Origin of the sequence: Mammaliicoccus fleurettii (genome assembly GCF_002018435.1) — a bacterium.
Lineage (GTDB): Bacteria > Bacillota > Bacilli > Staphylococcales > Staphylococcaceae > Mammaliicoccus > Mammaliicoccus fleurettii.
Genome location: NZ_MWJM01000005.1, coordinates 22,451 through 47,259 on the forward strand (window position 1 = coordinate 22,451; position 24,809 = coordinate 47,259).

Annotated in this window: 29 protein-coding genes, 1 pseudogene and 2 riboswitches; of the genes and pseudogenes, 7 read left to right on the top strand and 23 right to left on the bottom strand. The window is 31.3% G+C overall.

The annotated features are described in order from the left end of the window. Window positions 1-29: 29 nt before the first annotated feature. Entirely contained in the window at window positions 30-959 is a 930-nt protein-coding gene (locus B2G86_RS05400) for a VOC family protein (RefSeq protein WP_078357113.1), read from the bottom strand. A gap of 188 nt (window positions 960-1,147) precedes the next feature. Here B2G86_RS05400 and B2G86_RS05405 point away from each other — a divergent pair, with 188 nt between their 5' ends. Further along, window positions 1,148-2,311, top strand: a complete 1,164-nt coding sequence (locus tag B2G86_RS05405; RefSeq protein WP_078357114.1) for an MFS transporter — start codon at window positions 1,148-1,150, stop codon at window positions 2,309-2,311. A 56-nt stretch (window positions 2,312-2,367) separates the two neighbouring features. Here B2G86_RS05405 and B2G86_RS05410 read toward each other — a convergent pair whose 3' ends face one another. Together B2G86_RS05410 and rocD are read right to left on the bottom strand one after the other, a co-directional pair. Continuing rightward, entirely contained in the window at window positions 2,368-3,438 is a 1,071-nt protein-coding gene (locus B2G86_RS05410; RefSeq protein WP_078357115.1) for an NAD/NADP-dependent octopine/nopaline dehydrogenase family protein, read from the bottom strand. 159 nt (window positions 3,439-3,597) lie between these two features. Continuing rightward, window positions 3,598-4,800: an ornithine--oxo-acid transaminase gene (gene rocD / locus B2G86_RS05415; protein WP_078357116.1), complete on the bottom strand. Its 1,203-nt coding sequence runs from the start codon at window positions 4,798-4,800 to the stop codon at window positions 3,598-3,600. A 245-nt stretch (window positions 4,801-5,045) separates the two neighbouring features. On the opposite strand from rocD, the gene B2G86_RS05420 reads away from it, so the two are divergent. Further along, entirely contained in the window at window positions 5,046-5,498 is a 453-nt protein-coding gene (locus tag B2G86_RS05420; RefSeq protein ID WP_078357117.1) for a GNAT family N-acetyltransferase, read from the top strand. A 17-nt stretch (window positions 5,499-5,515) separates the two neighbouring features. Here the strand turns inward: B2G86_RS05420 and B2G86_RS05425 are convergent, their stop codons facing one another. Both B2G86_RS05425 and B2G86_RS05430 read right to left on the bottom strand, forming a co-directional pair. After that, a complete protein-coding gene (locus B2G86_RS05425; RefSeq protein ID WP_078357118.1) occupies window positions 5,516-5,830 on the bottom strand; it encodes a DMT family transporter in 315 nt (104 codons plus the stop codon). Window position 5,831: 1 nt separating this feature from the next. Next, window positions 5,832-6,155, bottom strand: a complete 324-nt coding sequence (locus B2G86_RS05430) for a DMT family transporter (protein WP_078357119.1) — start codon at window positions 6,153-6,155, stop codon at window positions 5,832-5,834. Between the two features lie 47 nt (window positions 6,156-6,202). Beyond that, window positions 6,203-6,302: riboswitch (guanidine-I (ykkC/yxkD leader) on the bottom strand. A gap of 129 nt (window positions 6,303-6,431) precedes the next feature. Here B2G86_RS05430 and B2G86_RS05435 point away from each other — a divergent pair. Then, window positions 6,432-6,773 carry a helix-turn-helix domain-containing protein gene (locus tag B2G86_RS05435; RefSeq protein ID WP_239701293.1) on the top strand — a complete coding sequence of 114 codons (342 nt, stop codon included), beginning with the start codon at window positions 6,432-6,434 and terminating at the stop codon, window positions 6,771-6,773. Window positions 6,774-6,812: 39 nt separating this feature from the next. Continuing rightward, a complete protein-coding gene (locus tag B2G86_RS05440; RefSeq protein ID WP_078357121.1) occupies window positions 6,813-7,292 on the top strand; it encodes an SRPBCC family protein in 480 nt (159 codons plus the stop codon). Window positions 7,293-7,486: 194 nt separating this feature from the next. Here the strand turns inward: B2G86_RS05440 and B2G86_RS05445 are convergent, their stop codons facing one another. From B2G86_RS05445 to B2G86_RS05460, 4 genes are all read right to left on the bottom strand, one after another. Beyond that, complete coding sequence (locus B2G86_RS05445; protein WP_078357122.1) at window positions 7,487-8,062, bottom strand: helix-turn-helix domain-containing protein; 576 nt, start codon at window positions 8,060-8,062, stop codon at window positions 7,487-7,489. Between the two features lie 174 nt (window positions 8,063-8,236). Next, the gene (locus tag B2G86_RS05450) at window positions 8,237-8,602 is read right to left on the bottom strand and encodes a hypothetical protein (RefSeq protein WP_078357123.1); all 366 of its coding nucleotides are present in this window, start codon (window positions 8,600-8,602) and stop codon (window positions 8,237-8,239) included. A gap of 11 nt (window positions 8,603-8,613) precedes the next feature. Then, entirely contained in the window at window positions 8,614-8,979 is a 366-nt protein-coding gene (locus B2G86_RS05455; protein WP_078357124.1) for a hypothetical protein, read from the bottom strand. Window positions 8,980-9,055: 76 nt separating this feature from the next. Next, window positions 9,056-10,033 (bottom strand): VOC family protein, encoded by a 978-nt coding sequence (locus tag B2G86_RS05460; RefSeq protein WP_078357125.1) that lies wholly within the window; start codon window positions 10,031-10,033, stop codon window positions 9,056-9,058. A 36-nt stretch (window positions 10,034-10,069) separates the two neighbouring features. Here B2G86_RS05460 and B2G86_RS05465 point away from each other — a divergent pair, with 36 nt between their 5' ends. The 3 genes from B2G86_RS05465 to B2G86_RS13145 all read left to right on the top strand — a co-directional run bounded on the left by B2G86_RS05465 (window position 10,070) and on the right by B2G86_RS13145 (window position 11,137). Then, window positions 10,070-10,651, top strand: coding sequence for an alpha/beta hydrolase (locus B2G86_RS05465; RefSeq protein WP_078357126.1), 582 nt, complete (start codon window positions 10,070-10,072; stop codon window positions 10,649-10,651). Between the two features lie 117 nt (window positions 10,652-10,768). Then, entirely contained in the window at window positions 10,769-10,861 is a 93-nt protein-coding gene (locus B2G86_RS13140) for a type I toxin-antitoxin system Fst family toxin (RefSeq protein WP_107509432.1), read from the top strand. Between the two features lie 180 nt (window positions 10,862-11,041). After that, window positions 11,042-11,137: a type I toxin-antitoxin system Fst family toxin gene (locus B2G86_RS13145; RefSeq protein WP_107509433.1), complete on the top strand. Its 96-nt coding sequence runs from the start codon at window positions 11,042-11,044 to the stop codon at window positions 11,135-11,137. 211 nt (window positions 11,138-11,348) lie between these two features. Here the strand turns inward: B2G86_RS13145 and B2G86_RS05470 are convergent, their stop codons facing one another. From B2G86_RS05470 to xpt, 14 genes and pseudogenes are all read right to left on the bottom strand, one after another. Then, the gene (locus tag B2G86_RS05470; protein ID WP_078357127.1) at window positions 11,349-11,954 is read right to left on the bottom strand and encodes an FMN-binding negative transcriptional regulator; all 606 of its coding nucleotides are present in this window, start codon (window positions 11,952-11,954) and stop codon (window positions 11,349-11,351) included. Between the two features lie 12 nt (window positions 11,955-11,966). After that, window positions 11,967-12,473 (bottom strand): GNAT family N-acetyltransferase, encoded by a 507-nt coding sequence (locus tag B2G86_RS05475; protein WP_078357128.1) that lies wholly within the window; start codon window positions 12,471-12,473, stop codon window positions 11,967-11,969. Window positions 12,474-12,487: 14 nt separating this feature from the next. After that, window positions 12,488-12,940, bottom strand: coding sequence for a MarR family winged helix-turn-helix transcriptional regulator (locus B2G86_RS05480; RefSeq protein WP_078357129.1), 453 nt, complete (start codon window positions 12,938-12,940; stop codon window positions 12,488-12,490). 252 nt (window positions 12,941-13,192) lie between these two features. Beyond that, a pseudogene (locus B2G86_RS05485) lies at window positions 13,193-13,831 on the bottom strand (HD domain-containing protein). A 209-nt stretch (window positions 13,832-14,040) separates the two neighbouring features. Further along, entirely contained in the window at window positions 14,041-15,384 is a 1,344-nt protein-coding gene (locus B2G86_RS05490) for a TcaA NTF2-like domain-containing protein (RefSeq protein WP_078357130.1), read from the bottom strand. Window positions 15,385-15,394: 10 nt separating this feature from the next. After that, entirely contained in the window at window positions 15,395-16,159 is a 765-nt protein-coding gene (locus B2G86_RS05495) for a zinc ribbon domain-containing protein (protein WP_078357131.1), read from the bottom strand. A 284-nt stretch (window positions 16,160-16,443) separates the two neighbouring features. Then, complete coding sequence (locus B2G86_RS05500; protein ID WP_078357132.1) at window positions 16,444-16,809, bottom strand: hypothetical protein; 366 nt, start codon at window positions 16,807-16,809, stop codon at window positions 16,444-16,446. Window positions 16,810-16,811: 2 nt separating this feature from the next. Next, a complete protein-coding gene (locus tag B2G86_RS05505; RefSeq protein WP_078357133.1) occupies window positions 16,812-17,351 on the bottom strand; it encodes an acyl-CoA thioesterase in 540 nt (179 codons plus the stop codon). 112 nt (window positions 17,352-17,463) lie between these two features. Beyond that, entirely contained in the window at window positions 17,464-18,351 is an 888-nt protein-coding gene (locus B2G86_RS05510) for a LysR family transcriptional regulator (RefSeq protein WP_078357134.1), read from the bottom strand. Between the two features lie 515 nt (window positions 18,352-18,866). Then, complete coding sequence (locus B2G86_RS05515) at window positions 18,867-19,097, bottom strand: hypothetical protein (protein ID WP_078357135.1); 231 nt, start codon at window positions 19,095-19,097, stop codon at window positions 18,867-18,869. A gap of 442 nt (window positions 19,098-19,539) precedes the next feature. Continuing rightward, the gene (guaA, locus tag B2G86_RS05525) at window positions 19,540-21,084 is read right to left on the bottom strand and encodes a glutamine-hydrolyzing GMP synthase (RefSeq protein WP_078357137.1); all 1,545 of its coding nucleotides are present in this window, start codon (window positions 21,082-21,084) and stop codon (window positions 19,540-19,542) included. Window positions 21,085-21,103: 19 nt separating this feature from the next. Next, complete coding sequence (gene guaB / locus B2G86_RS05530) at window positions 21,104-22,573, bottom strand: IMP dehydrogenase (RefSeq protein WP_078357138.1); 1,470 nt, start codon at window positions 22,571-22,573, stop codon at window positions 21,104-21,106. 34 nt (window positions 22,574-22,607) lie between these two features. Then, window positions 22,608-23,876 carry a nucleobase:cation symporter-2 family protein gene (locus tag B2G86_RS05535; RefSeq protein WP_078357139.1) on the bottom strand — a complete coding sequence of 423 codons (1,269 nt, stop codon included), beginning with the start codon at window positions 23,874-23,876 and terminating at the stop codon, window positions 22,608-22,610. A gap of 1 nt (window position 23,877) precedes the next feature. Continuing rightward, window positions 23,878-24,453, bottom strand: coding sequence for a xanthine phosphoribosyltransferase (gene xpt, locus B2G86_RS05540; RefSeq protein WP_078357140.1), 576 nt, complete (start codon window positions 24,451-24,453; stop codon window positions 23,878-23,880). A gap of 108 nt (window positions 24,454-24,561) precedes the next feature. Further along, a riboswitch (purine riboswitch) is annotated at window positions 24,562-24,664 on the bottom strand. Between the last annotated feature and the right edge of the window lie 145 nt (window positions 24,665-24,809).

The following is a 24,809-nucleotide window of genomic DNA, read 5'->3' on the forward strand; positions in this document are numbered from 1 at the left end:
TTAAAAATTTGGTGACAGTTTTTCTATTTTTAAATAGGATCTAAATTATCTTCAATTTCTGCTCTTCTTGGTTCAAGGAAACTTGGTAAGTCTAATTGTTGACCTAGTTGTTCAACGTCATTATAAGGCAAGCCTGGTCCTTCTGTAGCAAATTCAATTAATATATGTGAATGTCTATAATATAAACTCTTAAAGAAGTCTCTATCTACAATTCCAGAATGCACAACTTCTTTTTCATCTAACAATTCTTTCACTTTATTTAATTCATCTTCATCAGCTACTGATAAAGCGAGGTGATGGACACTACCTTTACCAGGTCTTTCTCTCTTACCTTTTTCTTCTTTTAATACGATATCACTATATAATCCATCTAAATCAATCGAATATAATAATTCACTTTCAGAATCTACTAATTCAAAATTTAAATCATTTTCTAAAAAGTTCTTCATTTCAGAAACGTCTTCAATTTTAAATTCAACAGGTCCCATGCCCATAATTTGATGTTCTTTCGGTACATCCGTATATCTATTATTTTGCCAAGCTTTTGGAACTTTGCGATCATCATTAGATAATAACACCATTTCCAAACCTTCATGATCTCTAAAATGTAATGCCATCATACCGTTATATATACCGATAACATCATGATCAACACCTAATTCTTCAAAACGACTCTTCCAATAACTCAAACTTTCTTCATTTGGAACTAACAGGCCAATTCTTGAAATTGAATTTGTACCTTTATACGTTTGACCCATAGGTTTAATTTCAAAAAATGTTAAAGAAGTACCAGGTGTTCCAACCTCATCACCATAGAACAAATGATACATCGAAGGATCATCTTGATTCACTGACTTTAAATACATACGCAAACCTAATTTATTCACATAAAAATCTTTATTTAACTTAGCATCTTTCGTTAACATTGAAATATGATGATGACCTAAAATTTCTACCATAGCAGTACCTCCTATATATTTAACTACATTATATCCGCTAAAGAATAATCATTACAAAAATTAAACTCACAGACGACAATATAGACACCAGTCATAGAGAAGTCACTATGACTGGTGTCTTGTTATGCATATTTTTCGAAATATTAAATTTTTAGCGTTATGATAAAGTTCATGAGGAGAGATAAGATATGACGAGTGAACAGAAGAAGCGATCTATTTCATTATTATTAGCAGGGTTTATTATTTTTTCTAGCCTATATGTTACACAGCCTATATTTAACGGTCTTAGTCACTATTTCAATGTTCCGTTATCTGATGTTAGTTTAACATTGTCTGTTTCTACGTTTATGCTTGGACTCGGTTTAATAATCGCACCAATGCTCAATAACATTGAAAAGAAACGTATGATGTCTATTTCTGTTTTATTAGTAAGCTTACTATCTATAGCTAGTGTATTCGTTACAAACTTCTATTTGTTCCTCGTTATTCGTGGTCTTATGGGTCTAGCCTTAAGTGGTGTTCCTTCAATTGCTATGGCGTACATAGCGGATGAAGTACATAAAGATCGTGTGCGTAAAGTCATGGGATTATATGTAGCTGGTACGACTTTTGGTGGTATGTCTGGTCGTGTTGTAGTAGGCATTTTAACAGACTTAGCGAATTGGCAAATTGCCATTGCGTCACTTAGTATAATCAATTTAATTCTTGCGATATTCATGGTGATATTACTACCCGCTTCAACTGTCCAAACGCCAAATTGGGTGTCACCTAAGCAACATTTAATTAAATACAGTCAATTATTGAGCGTACCTTCAGTTTTAAAAGCAATGTCGTTAGCATTTTTATTAATGGGTACTTTCGTAACAGTATACAGCTATATTACCGTTCGCTTTGAAAGAGCACCTTTTTCATTAAGCGAATCTACCATTGCATTTATATTCATTCTATATTTAATTGGTACATATAGCTCGATCAACTTTGGAAAACTCAGCACTAAACTTGGTATAAAAAAAGCATATAGATTAGCGATAACTATTATGATTATAGGAATAGCACTCACTTTTATCACGTACTTACCTATAGATATTATTGGATTAGCAGCTATGACATTTGGCTTCTTCGGTGCACATTCTATACAAAGTAGTTATATCGCGACACTTACAGACTCCAGTAAATCACATGCATCAACATTATATTTATTAGGCTATTATGTTGGATCTAGCTTATTGACCATACTTGGTGGACATATTTTCGTGAAATTTGACTGGTTAGGTATTGGTTTATTATCACTCGTGCTCACACTAACAGCAGTTGTCATTAGTAATTCATTATTTAAGAATGTCGTTAATTAATAGTCGTATGAAAGTAATAAATTAAGCCTGGGAAAGAGCTCCCAGGCTTAATTGTGCTATTCTAGTCCTAATTTTTCTAATCCTAATTCTTCTACTGTTAGCCCTTCTGTGAAGAAATCTCTTTCTAAAATGGTTGATGCTATTACAATGATGGCATCTATATTTGGTGTTGGTACACCTATTACTTTACCTAGACTTGACCAAAGTACTAAACCAAATGCAATGTCCTCTGTTAAATATCTATTCTCTACTTCGTTTGGACCATTAATTTGTGAAAACACTGGACTTGTATTGAATAATTTATTAAGTGGTTTTTCTTCATCATCTTTTGATAAGTAGCCTCGTTCTATACGAGCGCCTTTTGCTGTATTTAACTCGAACCCTAACTTTCTGCCTAAAGAAAGTCTTTCTAATTCTACAGCATGTAATAGTTTAACTGTATGTGGTGTGATCCCTTCTTTATATAATGAGAAACTATCTGCATAATCTATTCTCCCTACGTTTAAAAGTGTCGGTCCAGGATGTACTTCTGGATTACCATTTTCTAAGTTAGTCTTCCATAGACTTTCTTCTTTAACGACGTAAGGATAGATTTTTTTAATAAGCTTAAAGCTTTCTGTTAAATAGCTTTTATCATATGTTGAATAGTGTACCTTCTTAACATTAAGTGATAAGTTTACTTCTGCTTTATCGTAATCGACTCGTGTCCCATAAGTTAATGTATTCAACTCTGCAAATTTTGGCATCACATCAATATGTTTATGTTCCAAAACATTGATGAATCGTATAGAACCCATTGCTGCAGCTATATTAAATAGAATAAGCTGTTTTTCTGTTATAAATGGCGCCATCGTTTTAGCGTAGTGTTCGATGAATGATGAAGGGATAATCATTTGAATAACTTCTGCATCTTTCAATACATATTCCATATCATCACTGACATCTGTGAATTTTACGAAGTTCTTTTCCCCTTCATTATTAAAATCAAACCCTCCTCTTTCAATTGCTTTATCGAATTTATGGATAGATTGATTTCGGCAATATAATTTCACCTCATGTCCTTTTGAAATCATATCTAAAGCAGCTGTAACTGCACCATTACCAGACCCTACTATTGCTATTTTCATGTTATCCTTCCCTTCTTTAAATGATATAATTTGCCTTTGATTTATATATACCCAGGAAATTTTAACATAAAAGAAGCGTTCATCGTAGCACCTCAGAAAAAATGATTAGAGGCTAAGACAATTCATTTGTCCTAGCCTCTAATTACAATTGATATTTAGTTAATTTGTTTGTTTCGCTTTTTCCTCTATTGTTTGAGTGATCACACTAATAATTGTATTGATATCATCTTCCTCAATTACAAGAGGTGGCGCTAAACGTATAATGTTACCTTGAGTTTCTTTACACAAAACGCCTTGCTCATTGATACTTGATACAATTGATTGTGCATTCTCATTTAATTCAATACCGATAAACAACCCACGTCCTCTCACTTCTTTTATAATTGAACTGTCTATATTTTGTAATCCGCTTAATAATTTTTTGCCTAGTTGTTCTGAACGTTCTGGCAGAGATTCATCTATAAGTACATCTAAAGATGCAATCGATACCGCACATGCTAATGGATTACCTCCAAACGTCGAACCATGTGTCCCTGGTGTAAGTACTTGCATAACATCATCGTTAGCTACAACAGCAGAAATAGGATATAATCCACCACCTAAAGCTTTACCTAATAAATACATATCTGGCTCTACTTCTTCCCATTCCATTGCAAACATTTTACCGGTTCTACCTAATCCAACTTGAATTTCATCTGCAATGAGTAATACATTGTGTTGTTCACATAATGCTTTAACATCTTTAATGAAATTTTTAGGTGGTATATTTACGCCACCTTCACCTTGAATGGGCTCCAAAATGATTGCAGTTGTTTGAGGAGTAATGAGTGACTCTATTTGTTCTATATTTCCAAATTCACTGTATTTAATATTACCTGCTAATACACCAAATCCTTTTTTATAACTTTCATTTGATGACAGAGATAATGAACCAATCGTTCTACCGTGGAAATTGCCTTCCATTGCTATAATCTCTGCATCATCTGCGTTAATACCTTTAACATCTTGTCCCCATTTTGTAGCGACTTTAATTGCTGTTTCTACTGCTTCTGTACCAGTATTCATCGGTAAAACTTTATTTTTGTTCGCTAATTTACAAATTTTCTCTTCCCAAACACCTAAATTATCACTATACAATGCTCTAGAAGTCATCGTAATTTTTTGGCTTTGATCAAGAAATGCTTGTATGATTTTAGGATGACTATGACCTTGGTTAAGTACAGAAAAACCAGATACACAATCTATATATGTATTTCCATCAGAGTCTTTAACGTGTGCGCCTTGTCCTTCAGTCAAAACAATATTTAAAGGACTATAATTATTCGGGCTATACTTTTCTGTTAGTTCAATAAACTGATTCATTTTAGTACCCACCTTTTATAATAAATATACTTAAATTCGTATTAATATTCATAATCATACATTTATTTTGTATATAAGTCAAAATAAAAAGAGAAGATTTTCACTTCTCTTTTAAGAAATTTATTCAAATGATAGTCTTATAGCCATTACTAAAATTTGCTTTTACCATGGCAATTAAACATAATATATTAATATAAACCGTTCAAAAAATAATTGTCACGATTTCAAAGCAAAGGAGCAATATTATGATTATTAGACAAGCGACAATTTCTGATTTAAATCAATTAGTAGAATTAAGAAAAGCTCAATTAATAGATGAAGGATCCAATCCAACACCTAATATTGATCACGATTTAGAACGCTTTTTTACTGATGCATTAACTGATAAATCTCTATATCAATTGCTTGGAGTTGAAAACGACACAATCATCGCTAGCGGAGCAATTGTTTATTATCCATTCCCTCCATCATTTACTAATCCATCTGGCGAAAGAGCTTATGTTACAAATATTTATACTCATCCTGATTATAGAGGTCGTGGTATTGCACAAACAATCATTAAAGCACTCATTAAAAATGTAGAATCTAGAAACATTAAGAAAGTTTTCTTAGCTGCTTCAACATTAGGCAAACCCGTCTATAAAAAACTTGGATTTGAAGAAGCGCCTGAATGGATGGAAATCAATTATGATTTATAAAAAAGATTAAGCCTAATTTAACTAATTAATTTTAACCCTATTGTACTTGCTAATATAAGACCAATAAAAAACATTCTCTTTAAATCTTTAGATTCACCATAATAAATAATTCCTAATAAAGCTCCACCCACTGCTCCAATACCTGTCCATACTGCATAACTCGTACTCATCGGTATTGTATGCATTGCTATTGATAAACAAACAAAACTCAATGAGAAGAATAATACTAATCCTAATAAAGATGAAATATTATTACGTTTTGCATATATATTTATAAATAAGACACCTAGCATTTCAAAAAGTCCTGCCATTACTAACACTATCCATGCCATTTTATGCTACCTCCTCATCATTTGTTACAAGTTTCAATCCAACCACACCAATAATTAATGTCACGATTAATATCACTTTACCTACAACTAAAGGTTCACCAAAGAATGCGAAATCTGCAATTGTAACGCCTGTTGCACCTAGTCCTACATAAACTGCATAAGAAGTCCCAACAGGTAATTGTTTAGACGCATTAATTAACAAATAAAAACTTACTACAATTGCTATAACCGTTAAACACCATTCAAACGTATTAGTAGCATGTGTAAGACCAACTACCCAACCTACTTCAAAAAGTGCACCAACCATAATTTTTAACCAATTCATTATTCATTCCTCCTTAAATAAAAAAGCCTAGGAAACTTATTAAATAAGTCTCCCAGGCTTTTATCCTTCCGTGTCACAAGTACATACTCGTGGCTTTCTCTCGGTCCAGGCTAACATTTTTGTTACGGAACCCTAGAAAGCTTTTATTAGATTAATTCGAATTATAGCAAATACATAATTTTAGGTCAACAAAGTATAATTCGTATCACTTAATTACAAATCACAACTCAAATCATATATAATAGAATTAATATATTATGAGCTAAAGCAATTGAGGTGAATGCATTGAATCAAACAGGATATCGTATCAAACAAAGAAGAGAAGAACTTGGATTTAGCACGTATAAATTAGCCAAACTTATGAACGTAAATCAATCAACTATTTCCAGATATGAAACCGGGCAAACGGCCAAATTGACACCAACAGTAGTTGAAAAATTAGCTATCGCACTCTCTACTACACCAGCATATATTATGGGATGGGTAAACGTTCCAGAAGCGTATGAAGACGAAGAAGATTCTCAAATAATAAATGAATCCATTCAACTCCTAAGATCATTAAACAAAAAGAAAAAAAGAGAAGTTTATGAGTACATTCAAGAAATTTCTAAACAATAGAGGATTCTATACTCCATAAATTTTAAGGAGGCAATACGTATGAACGTAAACTATCAAACAGACGAAACACATGCTCATCAAACAATAACAACTAATATCCATTCAAATAAATCACATATCTTCAAGCTATTAGGTACAACCACAGGAATACAACAATGGTTTCCAGAACTATCATTTGAAGAAGAAAAAGAAGGCAGTCGTTTAGTTTTCGATTTAGGAAACAATCAATATGAGTATTTTGATATTACCAACTACGAATCAGACAGCCGCATAGCATATAATTGGGATCAAGGACATGTAGACTTCACACTAGAAGAAAACGGAGACACAACAACTCTAACATTCAAAGAATCATTACCTTACACATTCCAAACCATAGCCAATGACTTTACAGGATGGTATTTCCAGATACAAAGCGTTAAAAAATTAGCAGAAACCGGACAACCACTATCAAAATCAGACTTTGATTTCGAATCAAAAACTAAAGAAATTGAAAGATCATTAAAAATTGACGAATAATGAGCTAAAATTAGTAAAATTAGTTTACCGAAATGAATAATAAAACCCAATGAAGTGTTAGGGACATAATTACGAGTAATGTCCCTAAGAGCAACTATAAAAAATAAGCATATCACTGTAAACTTTAAAAAAGCAGTTAAGTGATATGCTTATTTATTTTAAGTTAAGATTTATGTCCAAAACTCTTCATTATTTTATAATCTCCATATTTTCATACTAATATAAACAATAAGAAAAGCTACACCCGCAAATATAAACGGTATCATAATTGCCATAATCCTATCTTTACTTTTAACTTTCTTAGTTCTTTCTCTTATTGTTTTAACATCTTTACCTTCCATATGATCCAAAATCTGGCTAAAAGTTTTAATGTTATGTTTTGCTTTAAATCTATCAATTTTAAAACCATAAAACATACTGATTAACCACAATATAAAAGGTATAACCACCCCATACATACCTATAAATTTAACAATCGGCATTACGGTAATAAGTGCCAACAGTAAATATAACAACATCAGCCAAGTCCACTTATCAAGTTCTTTTCTATTAATTTCATTCTTCATCATATTTACGTCTCCTTTAACTAAATGATCTAAGGAAACATCGAAAATATTACTTAGCAGCAACAAAGATTCTATATCAGGATAACTCTTACCTCTTTCCCAATTGGAAATAGATTGTCTGCTCACAAATACTTTTTCTGCTAAATCTTCTTGAGATAAATTAAACTCTTTTCTTAAATGAATAATTTGCTTACTTAAGTTCATTTCGATGACTCCTTGTTATCAATTTAGTAAAAGACTTAAAAATAGTGTACCAAACAAAGTTTACATTGCACCAAAAAACTAAAATTATAATTGCAAAATATTTTTTGCAACGTTGTTATATCAAGGTTCAACTAAAAAGAAGCTGACAGTCCTTAGCTGTCAGCTTCTTTAATATTAAAGTGATTCCAATAAACTAATATATTTTTTCTTTTGTTTATTGGAAACGTAGAATTCATATTTCCCTTTTTTATACCGAAATTCGTATTTAGATATTTGCATCTTATCCTGTAATGTTTCGATGTCAACTTGCTTTTCTTCTAATAAATCTGTAATTCTTTGGTTATAAAAATCTTTTCGAATTCTTAAGTTCATCATAATAAAATGAAATATAAACAAAGGTACAGCTGCAATTTCTAAATACATACCCTTTGCAATTAAATAATATAAGATGCAAATAATGAATATCCCTATAATTTCCAAAATATATCTTATTGGATTATATTGATAATTTTCTATTAATGCTCTTCTTAAAGTTCTCATTTTACATCCTTCTAATTATTATAATTTCCAAGAATTTTTAAATATTTTTTCTTTCTAGATGACGAAACAAAAAACTCATAAGTATTTTCATTTTCAGTTACTTCATATTTTGTTAAACCAGTTATTTCGTATAATTTTTCTTTAGAGATATTTTTCTTGCGAATATGGCTATTTAACTTTTCATTTAGTACTTCCCTTGTAACAAATACATTAAAGTGAATAAAATTTAATAAGACCATCACAACACCAAATAAAATTATTTGTACGATATCAGACTTTAAAATTAATAATGCTATCCAAACTATTAGACAAGGTATTATGAATGAAAATATAAATTGCTTTGGTCTTAACTTTATATTTTCTGTAATTGTGTTCATTAACATCACCTCGTAACAAAATATTAGTTTATATTATTAATTATACAGACTAAAATCATTATTTTTCAACACTCTATTATAGCCCCGTATTTCCTTTTTGTAATTGTCTTTCGATAAATGTTCGTTTCGATTCTAAGTGTTCTGGTAAGTATAGCGGGATGTCTTGAAATTGCTTTTCTTCAAATGTTATTGCTTCCATATTGAGCTTTAACGTCGCTACTTCGAATAAGAGCTGATTAGGGTCTTGATAATATATGGATTTAAAGAAGCCTCTATTTTTTATAGGTGAGTGTATCATATTTAATTTATCTAATGATACTGCGATATCATCTAATGTACTTTCCGCTTCTGCTGATATTGCTACGTGATGTATAGCTCCAAATCCTTGTTCTTCTAATGGATTAAATGTGTCGTAAATCAAATGTACTTCATGGTACATTTCACTATTGTTGTTATGCAGTATATTTACGGTCAAACCTGTATCAAAGAATGCTGTTTGACCATATGTCTTCCAATTGAATAAATCTTGGAAGTGTTGTTTACTTGCTTCTGGATATCTCACTCTAGCGTGTACGGAATCTAAGGCTAATATTTGATGTTCAAAGGGCACAACACTATTTTCATCTCTGTTGAATAAGCTAATGTCTTCATGATCAGCTATTACGATTAAGCCAAGCGGTGTTTGATCTGGTCCTTCAAATCGAATTAGACTGCGGTCAGTATAACTTTCAATACCGTAGTGACAAACTTCAAACTGATCAAATCGCTGTTCCCAATATTGTAATGACTCTACTGATGGTACTTTAAATAACAATCGATCAAATGCATTAGCTCCGAATTGATTATCTTTACCTTCTTTCATTTCAAACAATGTCACTTCAGTTCCAGGTCGACCATATTTATCTGCAAAGAAAATATGATACATTTCATAGTTCTCTTGATTAACAGTCTTCATTAGTAAATTCAGACCTAGTATATTACGGTAGAAGTTAAATGATTGTTCTGCATCGTGATTAATAATAGATACATGGTGTATAATTGAATCATGATTCATTAACAACAGCCCTTTCAAATTTATGGAGGAGATAGAATGGAATATTTCTTACAAGAAAACCCAAACTCTGATACTTTAATTGTACTTTTTCATGGTACCGGAGGCAATCAATACCAACTTCTACCGTTTTCAGGTGCGTTATTCCCTGAAGCTAACATATTAAGTCTGCAAGGCAATGTTGGAGAAGGAACAGAAAGACGATTTTTCGCACCATTAAATCATAATGCTTTAGATCGAAATGATTTTAGCAAACATACTGAAGACTTTGTAGAATTTTGGCATTCATTTATTAAAGAACATAACTATCAACATATTATATTCTTTGGTTATTCAAATGGTGCAAATTTCATCATTGGTCTACTTGAACAAGGCATTACAAATATTGACCGTGTCTTATTACTTCATCCATCTAATTTAGAATATAAAATCACTGAAAGATATGAACATACATCTATTATCATAACAAGTGGTTCAAACGATTATTTAACTGTACCAGGTAAAATTAAGGCACTAGCCGATGAACTTAGACCATTATTTAAAGAAGTTCAATTTGAGCTTTTAGACGGTGGCCACGAATTAGATGAACCAGAAATCGAAAAATTAAAAACAATCCTTTAGTCATTATTGATTTATAAAATGACCAAATTTATCTTATCAAAAGTGCATTTACAGATGATATAATAATGAAGTCGCCTTAACTTCCGGCGGTATTTTCGGCGGAAGGAGGTGTAGCCAGTGGAACTACTTTTTGTTAGTATAATTGCACCTGTTGTTTCAGGATGCATAATTGCGGGTTTTACGTTTTGGCTAAACAGCCGCAATAAATAATAAGGTGACATAGCCCATCAAAAAGAACCCCCAACCTATTCCAGTAGGTTGGGGGTTCGGTGTTCCAATGGAACTACTTTTTGTTAAACATATTATAACATCATAGTTTAGAAAAATGCAAAAAGGATCACCTAGTTAAATTTGTTTAACATATTCGCGTAATTTATTCAGTGCATGCTTATGTTCGAAACTCTTGTTCACATCATGACCACAGTCATCGGTGGTTGTATTGTCACTCTATTTGCGCATTGGCTACGCAATCGAGATGATAAGTAAAATAGGCGACTAGCCAACACAAAAATCCCCTCACTACTCGCAATAGTGAGGGGATTAGTGCATATATGTTCGAAACTCTTGTTAAAGAGATTATAACATCATAGTAGAGAAAACTGCAAAGTACATACTATAATAATCGTCCAGCTTTATTTAAAAGTGTTCAATCTTGATTCTTTTTTTATTAGCATTTTTTACTTTGAAACTTATACTGTTATTCTCGATTCATTATCTTTGCTATTGCAATATCTAAATGGTCCCCAGATTCTTTAAGTTTACTTATTATATTATTTTTGTCTTGTTCGGTACGTGTTTGACTTAATTTATATGCAGCTTGTATTTCTTTAACTTCAATTTCAAATCCTATAATTCCATTGATTTGTTTACGTGTGTTTTCAGACATATTGTCCCAAGTTGCTCCGTTGTCTCTATGTCCTTCATATTTATTCAACAAATAGGTTAAATCTTTAATAAGTTCGCTTTCACTTAAAAGTCTACTATCCCCATATACATGAACACTTTGATAATTCCACGTTGGGACATCTTCTTTTTCATACCAAGTAGACGAAATATATGCATGAGGTCCTTGAAATATAATTAAAACATTTGATGCTTTATTTAATAATCTCCATTGATCGTTATTCTTAGCTAAATGACCAGTAACATATATCTCTCCGTTTTTTTCATGAATATTAATTGGTACATGCGTCGCTATAGGTTTATCCCCATCGTTTGTTATGATCGTTACAAATTGATGTTCTAGCATAAATGATTTGATTTCTTGAATATCATTTTCTTTATAATGTTTTGGAATATACATAGTAAAGCCCCCTTATAAGTGTTTAATCATGATATAGTCTATTTGTTTTTCATCCCCCATATAAAAAGCATGTTCATCTATTTTTTCAAATTTAAATTTTTCATAGAATGCAATAGCATTATAGTTCTTCTCCCATACACCTAGCCAAATATGATCGCATGATAATTCTTTAGCTACCTCAATTGATTTATCATATAGTTGCTTACCTAATCCAAGTTTTTGAAATTGGTTTAGAACATAAATACGTTCAATTTCTAAATTATTTCCTTCAATAAATTCCGTTTGAGCGTCTTGAATATTTAATTTTAAGTATCCTGCTAATGATTTTTGATAAAATATAAAATAAAAAAATGAATTTGAATTTTGAAATTCTTTTAATAATCTTTCTTTAGTGAAAGTGTGTAGTAAATAATTGTCAATGTTCTCTTTTTTATTTTGTTCTCTAAATGTTTCATCAAATGTTTGGTATGATATACTTTGCAATTGTTCTAAATCTTCTATGACACATTCTCTTATCATTTTTTCACCATCCTTTAATATTGTCTTTTGTTACCTTTTTTAACGCTTAACCAATCCTCAGATATATTGTTTTTCACTCGGTCTAAAGCTCTCGTTAGATCATTAATTTCTTCTTCAGTAAAACCTTTTAATGCTACTGAATTAGAGTGATTGTTTTCCCTTATTATAAACGGATAAAGTTCTTCACCTTTTTTAGTCGGGAATAACATTTTACTCTTTTTACTTTGATGGTGATTTTTTTTGAAAATTAATTCGTTTTTTTCAAGTTTATTTATTGCTCTTGATGCTGTAGTGCGGTCAATCCTCAACATTTCAGCCAATTTTTCTTGTATGATACCTGGATTTTCACAGATTCTGACTAAATATACGAATTGGCCTTTTGTAAGACTGATTTCTTTGAATTCTATGTTGCTTATAGAGTCTAATGATCTAGAAATAATACCTATATCTCTTAATATGTCTTTCATTGTCTTACCCCTTTTATTTTTGTTGCAAATGCAACTATTTTATTTAATAATGTAACATATATTAATTATATTTCAAGGATCTATTACTTATAAATTAAGTCGTAATAACTAAGAGTGAAATAAAATAAATTCTAAAATACTTTGGGACACAAATCCCTTTATCAAAAAAGTCACCCAATCTGGAAGATTGAGTGATTTTTTGTTTATGATTTTTAGTACAAAGCAATTAATAAGTAAATAAATAATACATTATTAGCTATCCCATTTTGAACGTAATATACATGAACAGAAGTTATTTTGTGGGTATTCTGGTTCAAAATACTTTATAACGTCTGATTTGATATTGCCAAATGTCGTTTCTGGTTTATGTTTGAAACCATCGTAAAATGCTTGTATTACATCATGTTTAAAATTCCCTCTAGGGAATTTTGTAGCGACTGCTTTACGTAATTGATCAGAATATTGATTCCAATTATCGCCCATAACATCCATACCAACACCATGATATAGTAGAGCAACATTATTTTCCTTATGTTCTGCAATACCTAAAGTCGTGTGTAAAGCTATAGAATCCCATGCTAATTGCAAATCACTTTTATCATAATTATAATTTTGTAAAAATTGTCTAACAGCATTTGCTCCATCAACTTCAAATCTTAAATCATCGCTGCCATAAGTTTCAGTTAAGCCTAAATCGTGAAATAACGCTGTGATATAGAGCAATTCTTCATCCTATTTTAGTTGATCTTGGATTCCTTTTGTTTCTCCAAATAAATAAACTCTATTAGAGTGATTCCAAATTAATTCATTTCCATATTCTCTTACAATCTCTTGTGCATCTTGAATAATTTTACTATCTGGGACTTTAATTTCATCTAAACTTTTAATCAATTAAAAAACCCCTTCTCAAATTATAATACATTTAATATATTCCTCTTAATTTAAAAAAGTAAACTTATTTGAGAAGGAGGAAAGTTGAGATTTTTACCATGAAAGTACATTGGATTATCACACTCAAATTTTAGCGACACCTTTTCAGGTGAGTAATTTCGCTTTTGGATATTTCAAATCAACTCATACTGATGAATAACATAGGTGAATTAAATATCAGTATAATCTTTAATTTTAAAGTCAGAAAATGTTGAATCATAATCTAAGACATATTTAGATTTGATACTTTTGCCATCATTGTCTTTCTTTTCAATCTCTATTGTGATTATGTCACCTTTTTTATCATACTTTGTTACTTTTGGTGTAGTGAATTCTATGCCTCCACCTTCTTCTACAACTTTTTCAATATGATCTGCTGTATCTGAACTACTCTTAATATAGCTTGATACATACATGTAATCTTCTTCCTCATATGCTTCATTTAATGCGTCGGTATAGTCTTCCATAAACGACTGCACATCTTCTTTAAGATCTTCATTTTCTTTATAATCTTTAATTTCATCATCATCAAATGACAAATCTACTGTCACTTCTTCTTCGTCTTCTTCGACTTTATCAACATTTACTGTATCCGTTTTAAATGTTTTATCATTTACTTTAGTTTGAGCATATACTTCTACTTTTTCATCTGGTAAAAATGGACCATAAACTGTTTCATCATATGTATTATATGTGCCTTTTTTCTTACCATTTATAAAAATATCTACATCTTCTTCACCATAGCTATATTCTGAATCAATATTAACTATGATATTTTTTTGTTTAAAATTCTCAATAACTTCTGAAGAACTCGCCATGTTTACAATCATTTCTCCATTAAACTTCTTCTTCCCTTGTTCTTTAGTTGCCTTTAAATTGTAGTTACCTATTGGAAGTGTAGCAAATGACTTTTCATCATTTTGTAATAGTTTAATTTTTTGTTTTTTACCATTATATTCATATGTAACCACGCTGTCATTATCGGGGTTAATTGATACATTTTCTTTTACAACTTCAAAATCATAATTATTAAAGATTCCGTACTTTTTACCATTTTTCTTTAATTGAATGACTGCTTGATCGTCAGCATTGATAGAAGTACTTTCTGCATCATTTTCTTTCATTTCTTGTACTTTGCTTTCAATTTCATCAGCGAATCTATCTGAACTATCCGCTTCAACTATATAATCATAAAATGCTCTACTTTCTGTCTGACTCAAATTACGATTATTAAATTTTAGATGGGTTTTTAAATTTTTTGTGTTTCCTTTTTTAATATCAGTAGAAATTTCTTTAGCTTCATTTACTGGAGATAACTTTGACTCAAAGACTTTATAAACTGCCAATATCAATAAAAGTAATAAAGCAACGATTGCTATGATAATAATTGCTTTTTTGTTCATTTTCTTTTGTCGTTTTGGGCTATTAGGTTGTTCATTAACAGGCGTACCACATTGAGTACATACCTTTTGCCCTTCAGTGAGCTGATTCCCGCAATTTTTACAATATTTCATGGCTACCCTCCTAATAATCCGTCAAAATCGAATCAATCATTTCTAATGAACTAGATATCGATCTTTCCACTAAAATACGTATAATAATCGCTGTAATAATAAAATAAATCAAAATGCCATACACAACTGGCATACGTAAGTTATTTTGATTACTATATTTTGTCATTAAGTAGATTGGTGATATTGCAAACAACAATATACTTAGAAAAATTAATATTGTTGCGAAAGTAGGTACTTTAATAGTCATAAAAAGTAGTCCTATGAAGAAAACTACCGTTGAGAATAAATTAAAAGATACAAAATCAGATAACACTTTATGAACACTTGAATCAATGTTTAATATTTTTATAATTCCAAATGTGATACCAAATAGCACTGCTAAACATACAACTGTGGGAATTAATATACTAAATATGATACTCGATTTAGATGGCCCCCAAATTCCAAGGTCTGCAGGAACTATAATCAATAAAAAGATTAATAACAATAACACCCCTGCACCTACTAAAGATGCTATAAATTTATAGCTGTAAGCATGTTGACTCGTCACTTCTTCATCTATTCTTGTAAAAATATTCTTGAAAAAGCCTTTACTTTCATTTAAAGTATCGTTTTTATATGTATTCAAAGAACTCTTAAATTTTTCTACTTTTTCACTACTATTGTTTGGTGCAGCAGTAGTTACACTACCGTCAGACTGAACTAACTTTTCTCCACATTCTCCACAAAATCTATCATCTTGTGTCACTGGCGAACCACATTTTGGACAATTCATATTAAACACTCCTTATTTATATTTATATATAATGTTATCATAAAAATATATAATTTTTTATAGAAAATTTAAATAAATCAAAAAAGTTATAATATTTTATGTTAATACCTATAATTTTATAAATAACAACGATGAACTTATAAATATTTAATATGAATTTTTTCTACTTTATTAATATTTTCCCTCTTATAATTCATAGGTTATAGCCCAGGAAATATTGACCTCTTTATAAATTAAATGAGCTTTTTACAATATGACGATATTATAAAAAGCTCCAGGTTTTATTATTTTATAATTGTGTTCTCAAAGACAAGTCTAGGTTTAGCACCTAATATTAATAAGAATATTTGAGCGTATTTTACATCTTGATGATGTTTAAAGATATTCATCAAAATATCAATATTTTCATCTTCAGTAATTTTTTTAACTTCGTCAGTATAAATTTGTAATACTGAATCTTTAATAAACGGTGGTCGTGATTCAATTTTATCAATACCATTTATCAATTCACCTAAATATTGATAGTGGATTTGTAATTGTCTCGTTAAACTGACAACATGCTCTAAGTTTTCAAAGAATCGAGGATAGTTCTTTTCTAATGATACAATGTCATTTTGAACTTTATAAATTTCATTTGTACTTGCAAACATAATTAGTAACTCCCTTCTTTAATTCTTTCCCAAGGTTTTTCTAAACCTATTATTTTTGTTAATTCTTGGCTATGCTCTCTTCTTTGTCTTCTCATGTTTGCACGTTTACTTCCTGATTCAAATAAAAATAATTCTTCTTTCGTTTCTGGTACTATAGCTGGAACTCTTATAGGTCTCTTGTCACCATCTAATGCTACGAATGTTAAAAATGCAGTTGCCGCAATTTTTCTTTCTCCTGTTAACATATCTTCAGCTATAACTTTACAGAAAATTTCCATCGATTTATTCCCTGTGTATGACACGAATGACTCAATACAAACTGAATCTGTTTGTCTAATTGGTACTAAGAAATCTATAGAATCCGTAGAAGCTGTTACGCATTCTTTTACTCTTGCATGTCTTCTAGCTGATAACGTTGCATTGTTATCTAACTTTTTCATTAATACGCCTCCGAACAACGTATTATAATTATTCAAATCATTGACTAGTACTTGGTCTGTACTTACTACTCTGCTCTCGTTGGGGTGTTTAAAATGTATCATATATATTTCCTTCCTTGTATCTCGTATAACTACATCTTAATCCCCTAAATACATTTATAAAAATCGTTAATTTTTATATAAACTATAAAAATAATCTATGTAAACGCATTACTCATTCATTTAAAAGTAATCTGTCTTGTAAAAATTCAAGCAATTTCTTTGTAATATGGTTTTGATAACCTTCTTTTTTCCAAATAATCGCCAATTCCCACCCGATATTCAAGTTGCTAATGCTGACACTTTTCAAGTCTTCATTCAGCAAATCTGTAATACTAGAAGGTAAAATACAAATACCTAAATCAGATAAGATCATCTGCTCAATAAAAGTCCACTGCGTACTCTCAGATATAATATTCGGAATAAAGCCCGACATTCTACAACATTGCTTAATACGATCATTTAAATAATAATCAGAATTAAAAAGAATGAAACTCTCGTTTGAAAGTTCACTTAGATCCACAGACTTTTGATCAGCTATATAATGATTTTTATTAACTACAACTTTCAACTCTTCACTGAAAAAGAAGAACGAATTAAACAAATTATTATCAGTAGGTAGCACAGTAATACCTATGTCTAAATCATCCTTTAAAATCTCATCCTCAATTCTTTTACTACCATCTTCCAAAATATGAAACGTCACATTAGGATATAGTTGATGGAATTCAGAAATCAGCTTAGTAAACTTATTCACATTCATAATCGTAGGAATACCAATTCTCACATGACCTTCTTCAATTTCTAATAAATTATTCAATTCAACAGGAATATTCTCATACATCTTCAAGAAATCCTTACAAATTTTATAAAAGACTTTTCCAGCATCCGTTAATACGATTTGTCTCTTAGAACGATCAAACAACGCAACATTTAATTCCTCTTCTAATAACTTAATTGAATTACTAATAGTAGGTTGTGTAATGTATAAATTCTCTGAGGCTTTCGTCATACTCTTGAACTTTGCAACTTCTATAAAATATTGCATTTGTTTTATCTCCACGATAAATCCCCCAATAATTATTAATCTTCTTTACATTATTACACAAAACGAGGCTGAGACAAATTTATGTCTCAACCTCGCTTTTGTAATCAAACCAGCTTATATAGTTTCCTTATCAGCAGTTTTGCTGGGAACTGCTTTTAACACTACTCTTATCAGCAATTTTACTGAAATCTGCTTTTAACACTACCCTTATCAGCAATTTTGTTAGAAACTGCTTTTAACACTACCCTTATCAGCAATTTTACTGATAACTGCTTTTAACACTACTCTTATCAGCAATTTTGTTGAAATCTGCTTTTAACACTACCCTTATCAGCAATTTTACTGAAATCTGCTTTTAACACTACCCTTATCAGCAATTTTACTGATAACTGCTTTTAACACTACTCTTATCAGCAATTTTGTTGAAATCTGCTTTTAACACTACCCTTATCAGCAATTTTACTGAAATCTGCTTTTAACACTACCCTTATCAGCAATTTTACTGATAACTGCTTTTAACACTACTCTTATCAGCAATTTTGTTGAAATCTGCTTTTAACACTACCCTTATCAGCAATTTTACTGAAATCTGCTTTTAACACTACCCTTATCAGCACTTCTAAATTATTCCATCTTTTTTCTTCTTTTGTTTTTCCTATATTAGATATTTTTGTCATGACCCAACTTACAATAGACGTAGAACCATAGGAGAATGCATCTACAATATTTTTATATCCTTTTAAATGTTCCGATTGTGCCATCTCATTTATTCTTTTACTCAATTTAAGTCATGGTCATAATATGCCATAAATTAAAAATAATAAATTTATCAATGGTAGTATCGTCAATATATAAAATCTTTAGTTTACACTCTCAAAATCAACTAAACTACATTAGCTATAATAATCAAAATTATAGCGCAAAAAACAGCTATCGCACTAGTGTATATACTAGTTTTGTATCTAACACGCTTATTACTTTTGCTTATGATTTTATAAATTTCATATCCCCAAAGATTCAAAGAAGCAAAACCAAATGCTACAAAACCTATTCCAAATACATAACCTAATATAATTAAAATCATTATTATTTTCCTTTCTAATTTTAATTTCCACCTAGATTCAAAAAGTTAAAACTCTATAAAATCAACACAAAAACAACCCTCTAACCGTTGATGTTAAAGGATTGTTCTATTTTTATATATTATTCCCACTCAATTGTACTTGGGGGCTTAGATGTAATGTCATAGACTACTCTATTTACGTGATCTACTTCATTTACGATACGGCTTGATACTTTTTGTAAGACTTCCCAATCGATTCTTGCAAAGTCACTTGTCATGCCGTCTATTGATGTTACTGCGCGTACGCCGACTGTGTAGTCATATGTACGATAGTCTCCCATAACACCTACTGAACGGATGTCAGGTAATACTGTGAAGTATTGCCATATATCTCTTTCTAGACCTTCTTCACGTACAACTTCTCTAAGAATTGCATCAGATTCTCTCACGATTTCTAATTTATCTTCTGTGATTTCACCTAACACACGGATACCTAGTCCTGGACCTGGGAATGGTTGACGCCATACAAGGTGTTCTGGTATTCCTAATTCTATTCCTAGTGCACGTACTTCGTCTTTAAATAATGTATTAATTGGTTCGATTAATTGGAACTGCATATCTTCTGGTAATCCACCTACGTTATGGTGTGATTTAATTGTTTGTGCAGTTTTTGTTCCTGATTCGATAATATCTGTATATAACGTTCCTTGAGCTAGGAAGTCTACACCTTCTAACTTAGATGCTTCGTCATCAAATACATATACGAATTCATTACCAATGATTTTACGTTTCTTCTCTGGATCTGATACACCTGTTAATTTATTCATAAAGCGCTCTTTAGCGTCTACTCTGATGATATTCATATTAAATCCTTCACCAAAGTTTTCCATTACCATGTCGCCTTCTCCTTTTCTAAGAAGTCCATGGTCTACGAAAATACATGTTAATTGATCACCAATTGCTTTATGAAGCAATACTGCTACGACTGATGAATCAACTCCACCACTCATCGCACACAATACTTTACGATCTCCAACTTGTTTTCTAATTTTTTCTACTTCAATATCAACAAAGTTTTCCATCGACCAGTTACCTGTACATTCACATACACGACGAATAAAGTTTCTTAATAAGTCGTTACCAAATTCAGTATGACGTACTTCTGGATGGAACTGTACACCGTATAATTTTCTTGATTTATCTTCAATTGCTGCATTTTGACAACTTGGGCTATCTGCAATGATTTCAAAGTTCTCAGGTATATCAATAACCTTATCACTGTGACTCATCCAAACTGTTTGACTGTTAGGTAAACTAAAGAATAAATCATCATCTGATTTAACGTTTAACGTTGCTTTACCGTATTCACGTTCATTCGCTCTTTCTACAGATCCACCTAATAATTTTGTCATTAACTGCATCCCATAACAAATACCTAATACTGGGATGCCAAGCTCAAAAATTTCAGGATTAACTGTGAATGATCCTTCTTCATAAACTGAATTAGGTCCACCTGAAAGGATAATACCTTTAGGATTCATTTTTTTAATTTCTTCGATTGAGATTTCATGGTCGTGTAATTCACTATAGACGCCCATCTCTCTTATACGACGCGTAATCAATTGATTATATTGACTACCAAAGTCCAATACAAGAATTAACTCTTGTTCAAAAGCCATTTCCATAATTGTTGTTCTCCTTTAATTAAAATGAGTAGTTTGGTGCTTCTTTAGTAATTTGAACATCATGCGGATGTGATTCTTTAAGTCCGGCGCCAGTCATTCTAATAAACTGAGCATCTTCTCTTAATGCTTCTAAATTAGCTGAACCTGTATAGCCCATACCACTCTTAATACCGCCAGTTAATTGATAGATTGTATCTTGTAGAGGTCCTTTAAAGTCGATTCTACCTTCAATACCTTCTGGAACGAATTTCTTAGCTGTAGTGTCTTCTTGGAAGTAACGGTCTTTTGAACCTTGTTCCATTGCACCAAGTGAGCCCATACCACGATATACTTTGTATTGACGTCCTTGGAAGATTTCAGTTTGTCCAGGGCTTTCTTCTGTACCAGCAAGTAAACTACCTAACATTACAGCGTTACCACCAGCTGCTAATGCTTTAGCGATGTCTCCTGAGAACTTGATACCACCATCAGCAATAATTGCTTTACCATGTTTACGAGCTTCAGTTGCACAATCGTAAATAGCAGTAATTTGAGGTACACCAACACCAGCAACAACACGCGTTGTACAAATTGAACCTGGTCCAATACCAACTTTAACTACATCTGCTCCTGCTTCAAATAATGCTCTTGTACCTTCTTGCGTTGCAACATTACCTGCGATGATTGTTACTTCTGGATATGATTGACTAATTTCTTTAACTACATTTAATACACCTTTAGAATGACCATGAGCAGTATCTATAACAAGTGCATCTGCACCCGCTTCTACTAATTTTTGAGCACGGATTGGTGTATCTTTTGCAATACCTAATGCAGCGGCAACAAGAAGACGTCCTTCTTTATCTTTTGCAGCATAAGGGAATTCAATTACTTTTTCAATATCTTTAATCGTAATTAAGCCTTTAAGTTTACCTTCGTTAGATACTAATGGAAGTTTTTCAATTTTATATTTTTGTAAAATTTCTTCAGCTTCATCTAAAGTTGTTCCAACTGGAGATGTCACTAAATCTTCTTTAGTCATAACATCTGAAATTTTGATGGAGAAGTTCTCGATAAATCTTAAATCACGGTTCGTAATAATACCTACAAGTTCCATATCTTCTTCGTTATTAACAATAGGTACACCAGAAATACGATATTTACTCATTAATGCTTCTGCTGCATATACTTGTTCGTCAGGTGTTAAGAAGAATGGGTTTGTAATAACACCATTTTCAGAACGTTTAACTTTTTGCACTTCGTCTGCTTGATGTTCTATAGACATATTTTTATGAATAACACCTAAGCCACCTTGTCTAGCCATAGCAATCGCCATTTTAGCTTCAGTAACTGTATCCATTCCAGCTGAGATAATAGGAATATTCAACTGAATATTCTTAGATAATGAAACGCTTAAGTCTACATCACTCGGTAATACTTCTGATTTTGCTGGTACTAATAATACGTCATCGAACGTTAAACCTTCTTTTTGAAATTTGTTTTCCCACATGAATAGAACCTCCACTTATTTATTTTCATATTTATTATTTCACATTTTCAATGTTTTGTTGATTGTTTAATCCATTAAAACACAAATTCAATATAATAGCTGAGAAAGTACCAAGTACTATACCGTTTTGAGTTAACCATGCATATTGTTCTCCAAATGTTTCAAGCGCTTGTGGTACAGCAGTAATTCCAGCACCTATTCCTACAGATACAGCAATTACGAGTAAATTGTTTTGTTTGTTAAAGTCTATGCCTCCAAGCATCTTAACGCCGTAAGCCATAACCATTCCAAACATCGCAATCATTGCGCCACCTAATACAGGGAAAGGAATCATACTTGCTAAAGCACCAAGCTTTGGTATCGATCCACATACAATTAAAAGTGCAACCATCATATACATGATCTGATTCTTTTTAGCTCCCGATAATGATACGAGTCCGACATTTTGAGAGTATGCTGTATATGGAAATGCATTAAATATTGCTCCAATCATTATAGCAATTCCTTCAGCTCTATAACCTTTTGATAAACCTTTCCTAGTGATTGGTTGCTTCGTAATTTCACTCAGTGCGTGATACACACCTGTTGATTCAATAAGACTCACAATTGCTACAATTACAAAAACAATCGTAGTGCCAAATTCGAATTCAAAGCCACTAAATCTAAATGGTCTTGGTAACTCTAACCAATTTGATGTTCTTAAACTTGATGTATCTAATAATCCATAAAATGAAGCAACTATCGTACCAATCAGTAAACCTAATAGTATGGCAATAGATTTTATAAACCCTTTTGATAATCGTTGTATAATTAAAATAATGACTAGTGTGAAGACACCTAGGAATATATTTTTAGCATCTCCATAATTTTTCTCACCTTCTCCTCCAGCTAAATAGTTCATAGCTACTGGCATTAAAGTGATACCGATTATTGTCACTACACTACCTGTAACAACTGGTGGAAATAATTTTACTAAATATGAGAAAAATGGAGAAATTAAGACAACAATAATACCCGATAAGAATATTGAACCATACAAGACACCAATACCATGTGTATTACCAACTAGAATCATTGGTGCAACAGCAGTAAATGTGCATCCCAAGACTACCGGTAGTCCAATACCTATTCCTTTATAAACTTGTAAAAATGTTGCCACACCACACATAAAGATATCAATAGAAACTAAATATGCAACTTCTTCTGGTGTGAACTTAAGAGCAGAACCTACAATAATAGGTACCATTATGGCCCCGGCATACATAGCGAGTAAATGTTGAATACTTAATATAAAATTTTTCATTTTATTCGCCTACCAACTTGACTTCATTTCCTAATAAAGAAGCAACTTGGCAAAGTGATAACACTTCTAATCCTTCAGATTCTAATTTTTCTCTACCTGGTTGGAAACTTTTTTCAATAACAATTCCTATTCCTGATGTTGTAGCATGAGCAGCTTTCACTAAACGATGTAAACCTAATGATGCTTCACCGTTCGCTAAAAAGTCATCGATAATTAATACGTGATCATCTTCATTTAAAAATTGTTTCGAAATAACCACTGTACTTGTTGTATTTTTTGTAAATGAGTGGATATCTGTGTGATAAAACTCAGACGTCATTGTAGATGGTTTTGCTTTTTTAGCAAATAAACACGGAACATCTAAATGTAAAGAAGCCATAATTGCTGGTGCGATACCAGAAGCCTCAATAGTAAGTACTTTCGTAATTTTCTTATCTTTAAAGTGTTCAGTAATGACTTGACCAACTTCGTACATTAACTTTGCATCAATTTGGTGATTTAAAAATGAATCAACTTTAAGAATCTTCTCGTCGATTACCACACCGTCTTCTTTAACTCTATCTTGTAGTGTCCTCACACTACTCGCCTCCTCATTTAGATTAAAAAAAACACACCTTAATCCTAAAAAATAGGTAAGATGAGTAAAAAATAATATAAAACCACACCATTTTAGATAGTCTGATTCCAATGTTATTCATTTACTCATAGTCGTGTCATTTAAGGCAACACGGTAGAAACTTCTAAAGCCATATCCTTCAGATTATATGAGTTTTTAGTAATAAATTATTCATTGATAATAACAAAGTATCAGTATTTTTACAATAGGCAAAACCTTATAATCACGCGATTTAAACAGTATTTAAATAAACTGAATTGTTTAAATAATTAGAAAGTTGGTTTATTTTTGTTTGATTCCTTTCTACAAGGGTATTT

What these genes read in the sequence shown, in the direction of transcription:
- B2G86_RS05410 (WP_078357115.1), bottom strand. Translation starts at nt 3,438, where the DNA reads ATGAAAATAGCAATAGTAGGGTCTGGTAATGGTGCAGTTACAGCTGCT.
- rocD (WP_078357116.1), bottom strand. Translation starts at nt 4,800, where the DNA reads ATGAATCAGTTTATTGAACTAACAGAAAAGTATAGCCCGAATAATTAT.
- B2G86_RS05405 (WP_078357114.1), top strand. Translation starts at nt 1,148, where the DNA reads ATGACGAGTGAACAGAAGAAGCGATCTATTTCATTATTATTAGCAGGG.
- B2G86_RS05420 (WP_078357117.1), top strand. Translation starts at nt 5,046, where the DNA reads ATGATTATTAGACAAGCGACAATTTCTGATTTAAATCAATTAGTAGAA.
- B2G86_RS05475 (WP_078357128.1), bottom strand. Translation starts at nt 12,473, where the DNA reads ATGATAAGAGAATGTGTCATAGAAGATTTAGAACAATTGCAAAGTATA.
- B2G86_RS05480 (WP_078357129.1), bottom strand. Translation starts at nt 12,940, where the DNA reads ATGAAAGACATATTAAGAGATATAGGTATTATTTCTAGATCATTAGAC.
- B2G86_RS05515 (WP_078357135.1), bottom strand. Translation starts at nt 19,097, where the DNA reads ATGGCACAATCGGAACATTTAAAAGGATATAAAAATATTGTAGATGCA.
- B2G86_RS05535 (WP_078357139.1), bottom strand. Translation starts at nt 23,876, where the DNA reads ATGAAAAATTTTATATTAAGTATTCAACATTTACTCGCTATGTATGCC.
- B2G86_RS05445 (WP_078357122.1), bottom strand. Translation starts at nt 8,062, where the DNA reads ATGAACTTAAGTAAGCAAATTATTCATTTAAGAAAAGAGTTTAATTTA.
- B2G86_RS05470 (WP_078357127.1), bottom strand. Translation starts at nt 11,954, where the DNA reads ATGTATATTCCAAAACATTATAAAGAAAATGATATTCAAGAAATCAAA.
- B2G86_RS05440 (WP_078357121.1), top strand. Translation starts at nt 6,813, where the DNA reads ATGAACGTAAACTATCAAACAGACGAAACACATGCTCATCAAACAATA.
- B2G86_RS05430 (WP_078357119.1), bottom strand. Translation starts at nt 6,155, where the DNA reads ATGAATTGGTTAAAAATTATGGTTGGTGCACTTTTTGAAGTAGGTTGG.
- B2G86_RS05400 (WP_078357113.1), bottom strand. Translation starts at nt 959, where the DNA reads ATGGTAGAAATTTTAGGTCATCATCATATTTCAATGTTAACGAAAGAT.
- guaB (WP_078357138.1), bottom strand. Translation starts at nt 22,573, where the DNA reads ATGTGGGAAAACAAATTTCAAAAAGAAGGTTTAACGTTCGATGACGTA.
- guaA (WP_078357137.1), bottom strand. Translation starts at nt 21,084, where the DNA reads ATGGAAATGGCTTTTGAACAAGAGTTAATTCTTGTATTGGACTTTGGT.
- B2G86_RS05460 (WP_078357125.1), bottom strand. Translation starts at nt 10,033, where the DNA reads ATGAATCATGATTCAATTATACACCATGTATCTATTATTAATCACGAT.
- B2G86_RS05505 (WP_078357133.1), bottom strand. Translation starts at nt 17,351, where the DNA reads ATGATACATTTTAAACACCCCAACGAGAGCAGAGTAGTAAGTACAGAC.
- B2G86_RS05465 (WP_078357126.1), top strand. Translation starts at nt 10,070, where the DNA reads ATGGAATATTTCTTACAAGAAAACCCAAACTCTGATACTTTAATTGTA.
- B2G86_RS05495 (WP_078357131.1), bottom strand. Translation starts at nt 16,159, where the DNA reads ATGAATTGTCCAAAATGTGGTTCGCCAGTGACACAAGATGATAGATTT.
- B2G86_RS05500 (WP_078357132.1), bottom strand. Translation starts at nt 16,809, where the DNA reads ATGTTTGCAAGTACAAATGAAATTTATAAAGTTCAAAATGACATTGTA.
- B2G86_RS05425 (WP_078357118.1), bottom strand. Translation starts at nt 5,830, where the DNA reads ATGGCATGGATAGTGTTAGTAATGGCAGGACTTTTTGAAATGCTAGGT.
- B2G86_RS05490 (WP_078357130.1), bottom strand. Translation starts at nt 15,384, where the DNA reads ATGAAATATTGTAAAAATTGCGGGAATCAGCTCACTGAAGGGCAAAAG.
- B2G86_RS13145 (WP_107509433.1), top strand. Translation starts at nt 11,042, where the DNA reads ATGTTCGAAACTCTTGTTCACATCATGACCACAGTCATCGGTGGTTGT.
- B2G86_RS05450 (WP_078357123.1), bottom strand. Translation starts at nt 8,602, where the DNA reads ATGAGAACTTTAAGAAGAGCATTAATAGAAAATTATCAATATAATCCA.
- B2G86_RS05455 (WP_078357124.1), bottom strand. Translation starts at nt 8,979, where the DNA reads ATGAACACAATTACAGAAAATATAAAGTTAAGACCAAAGCAATTTATA.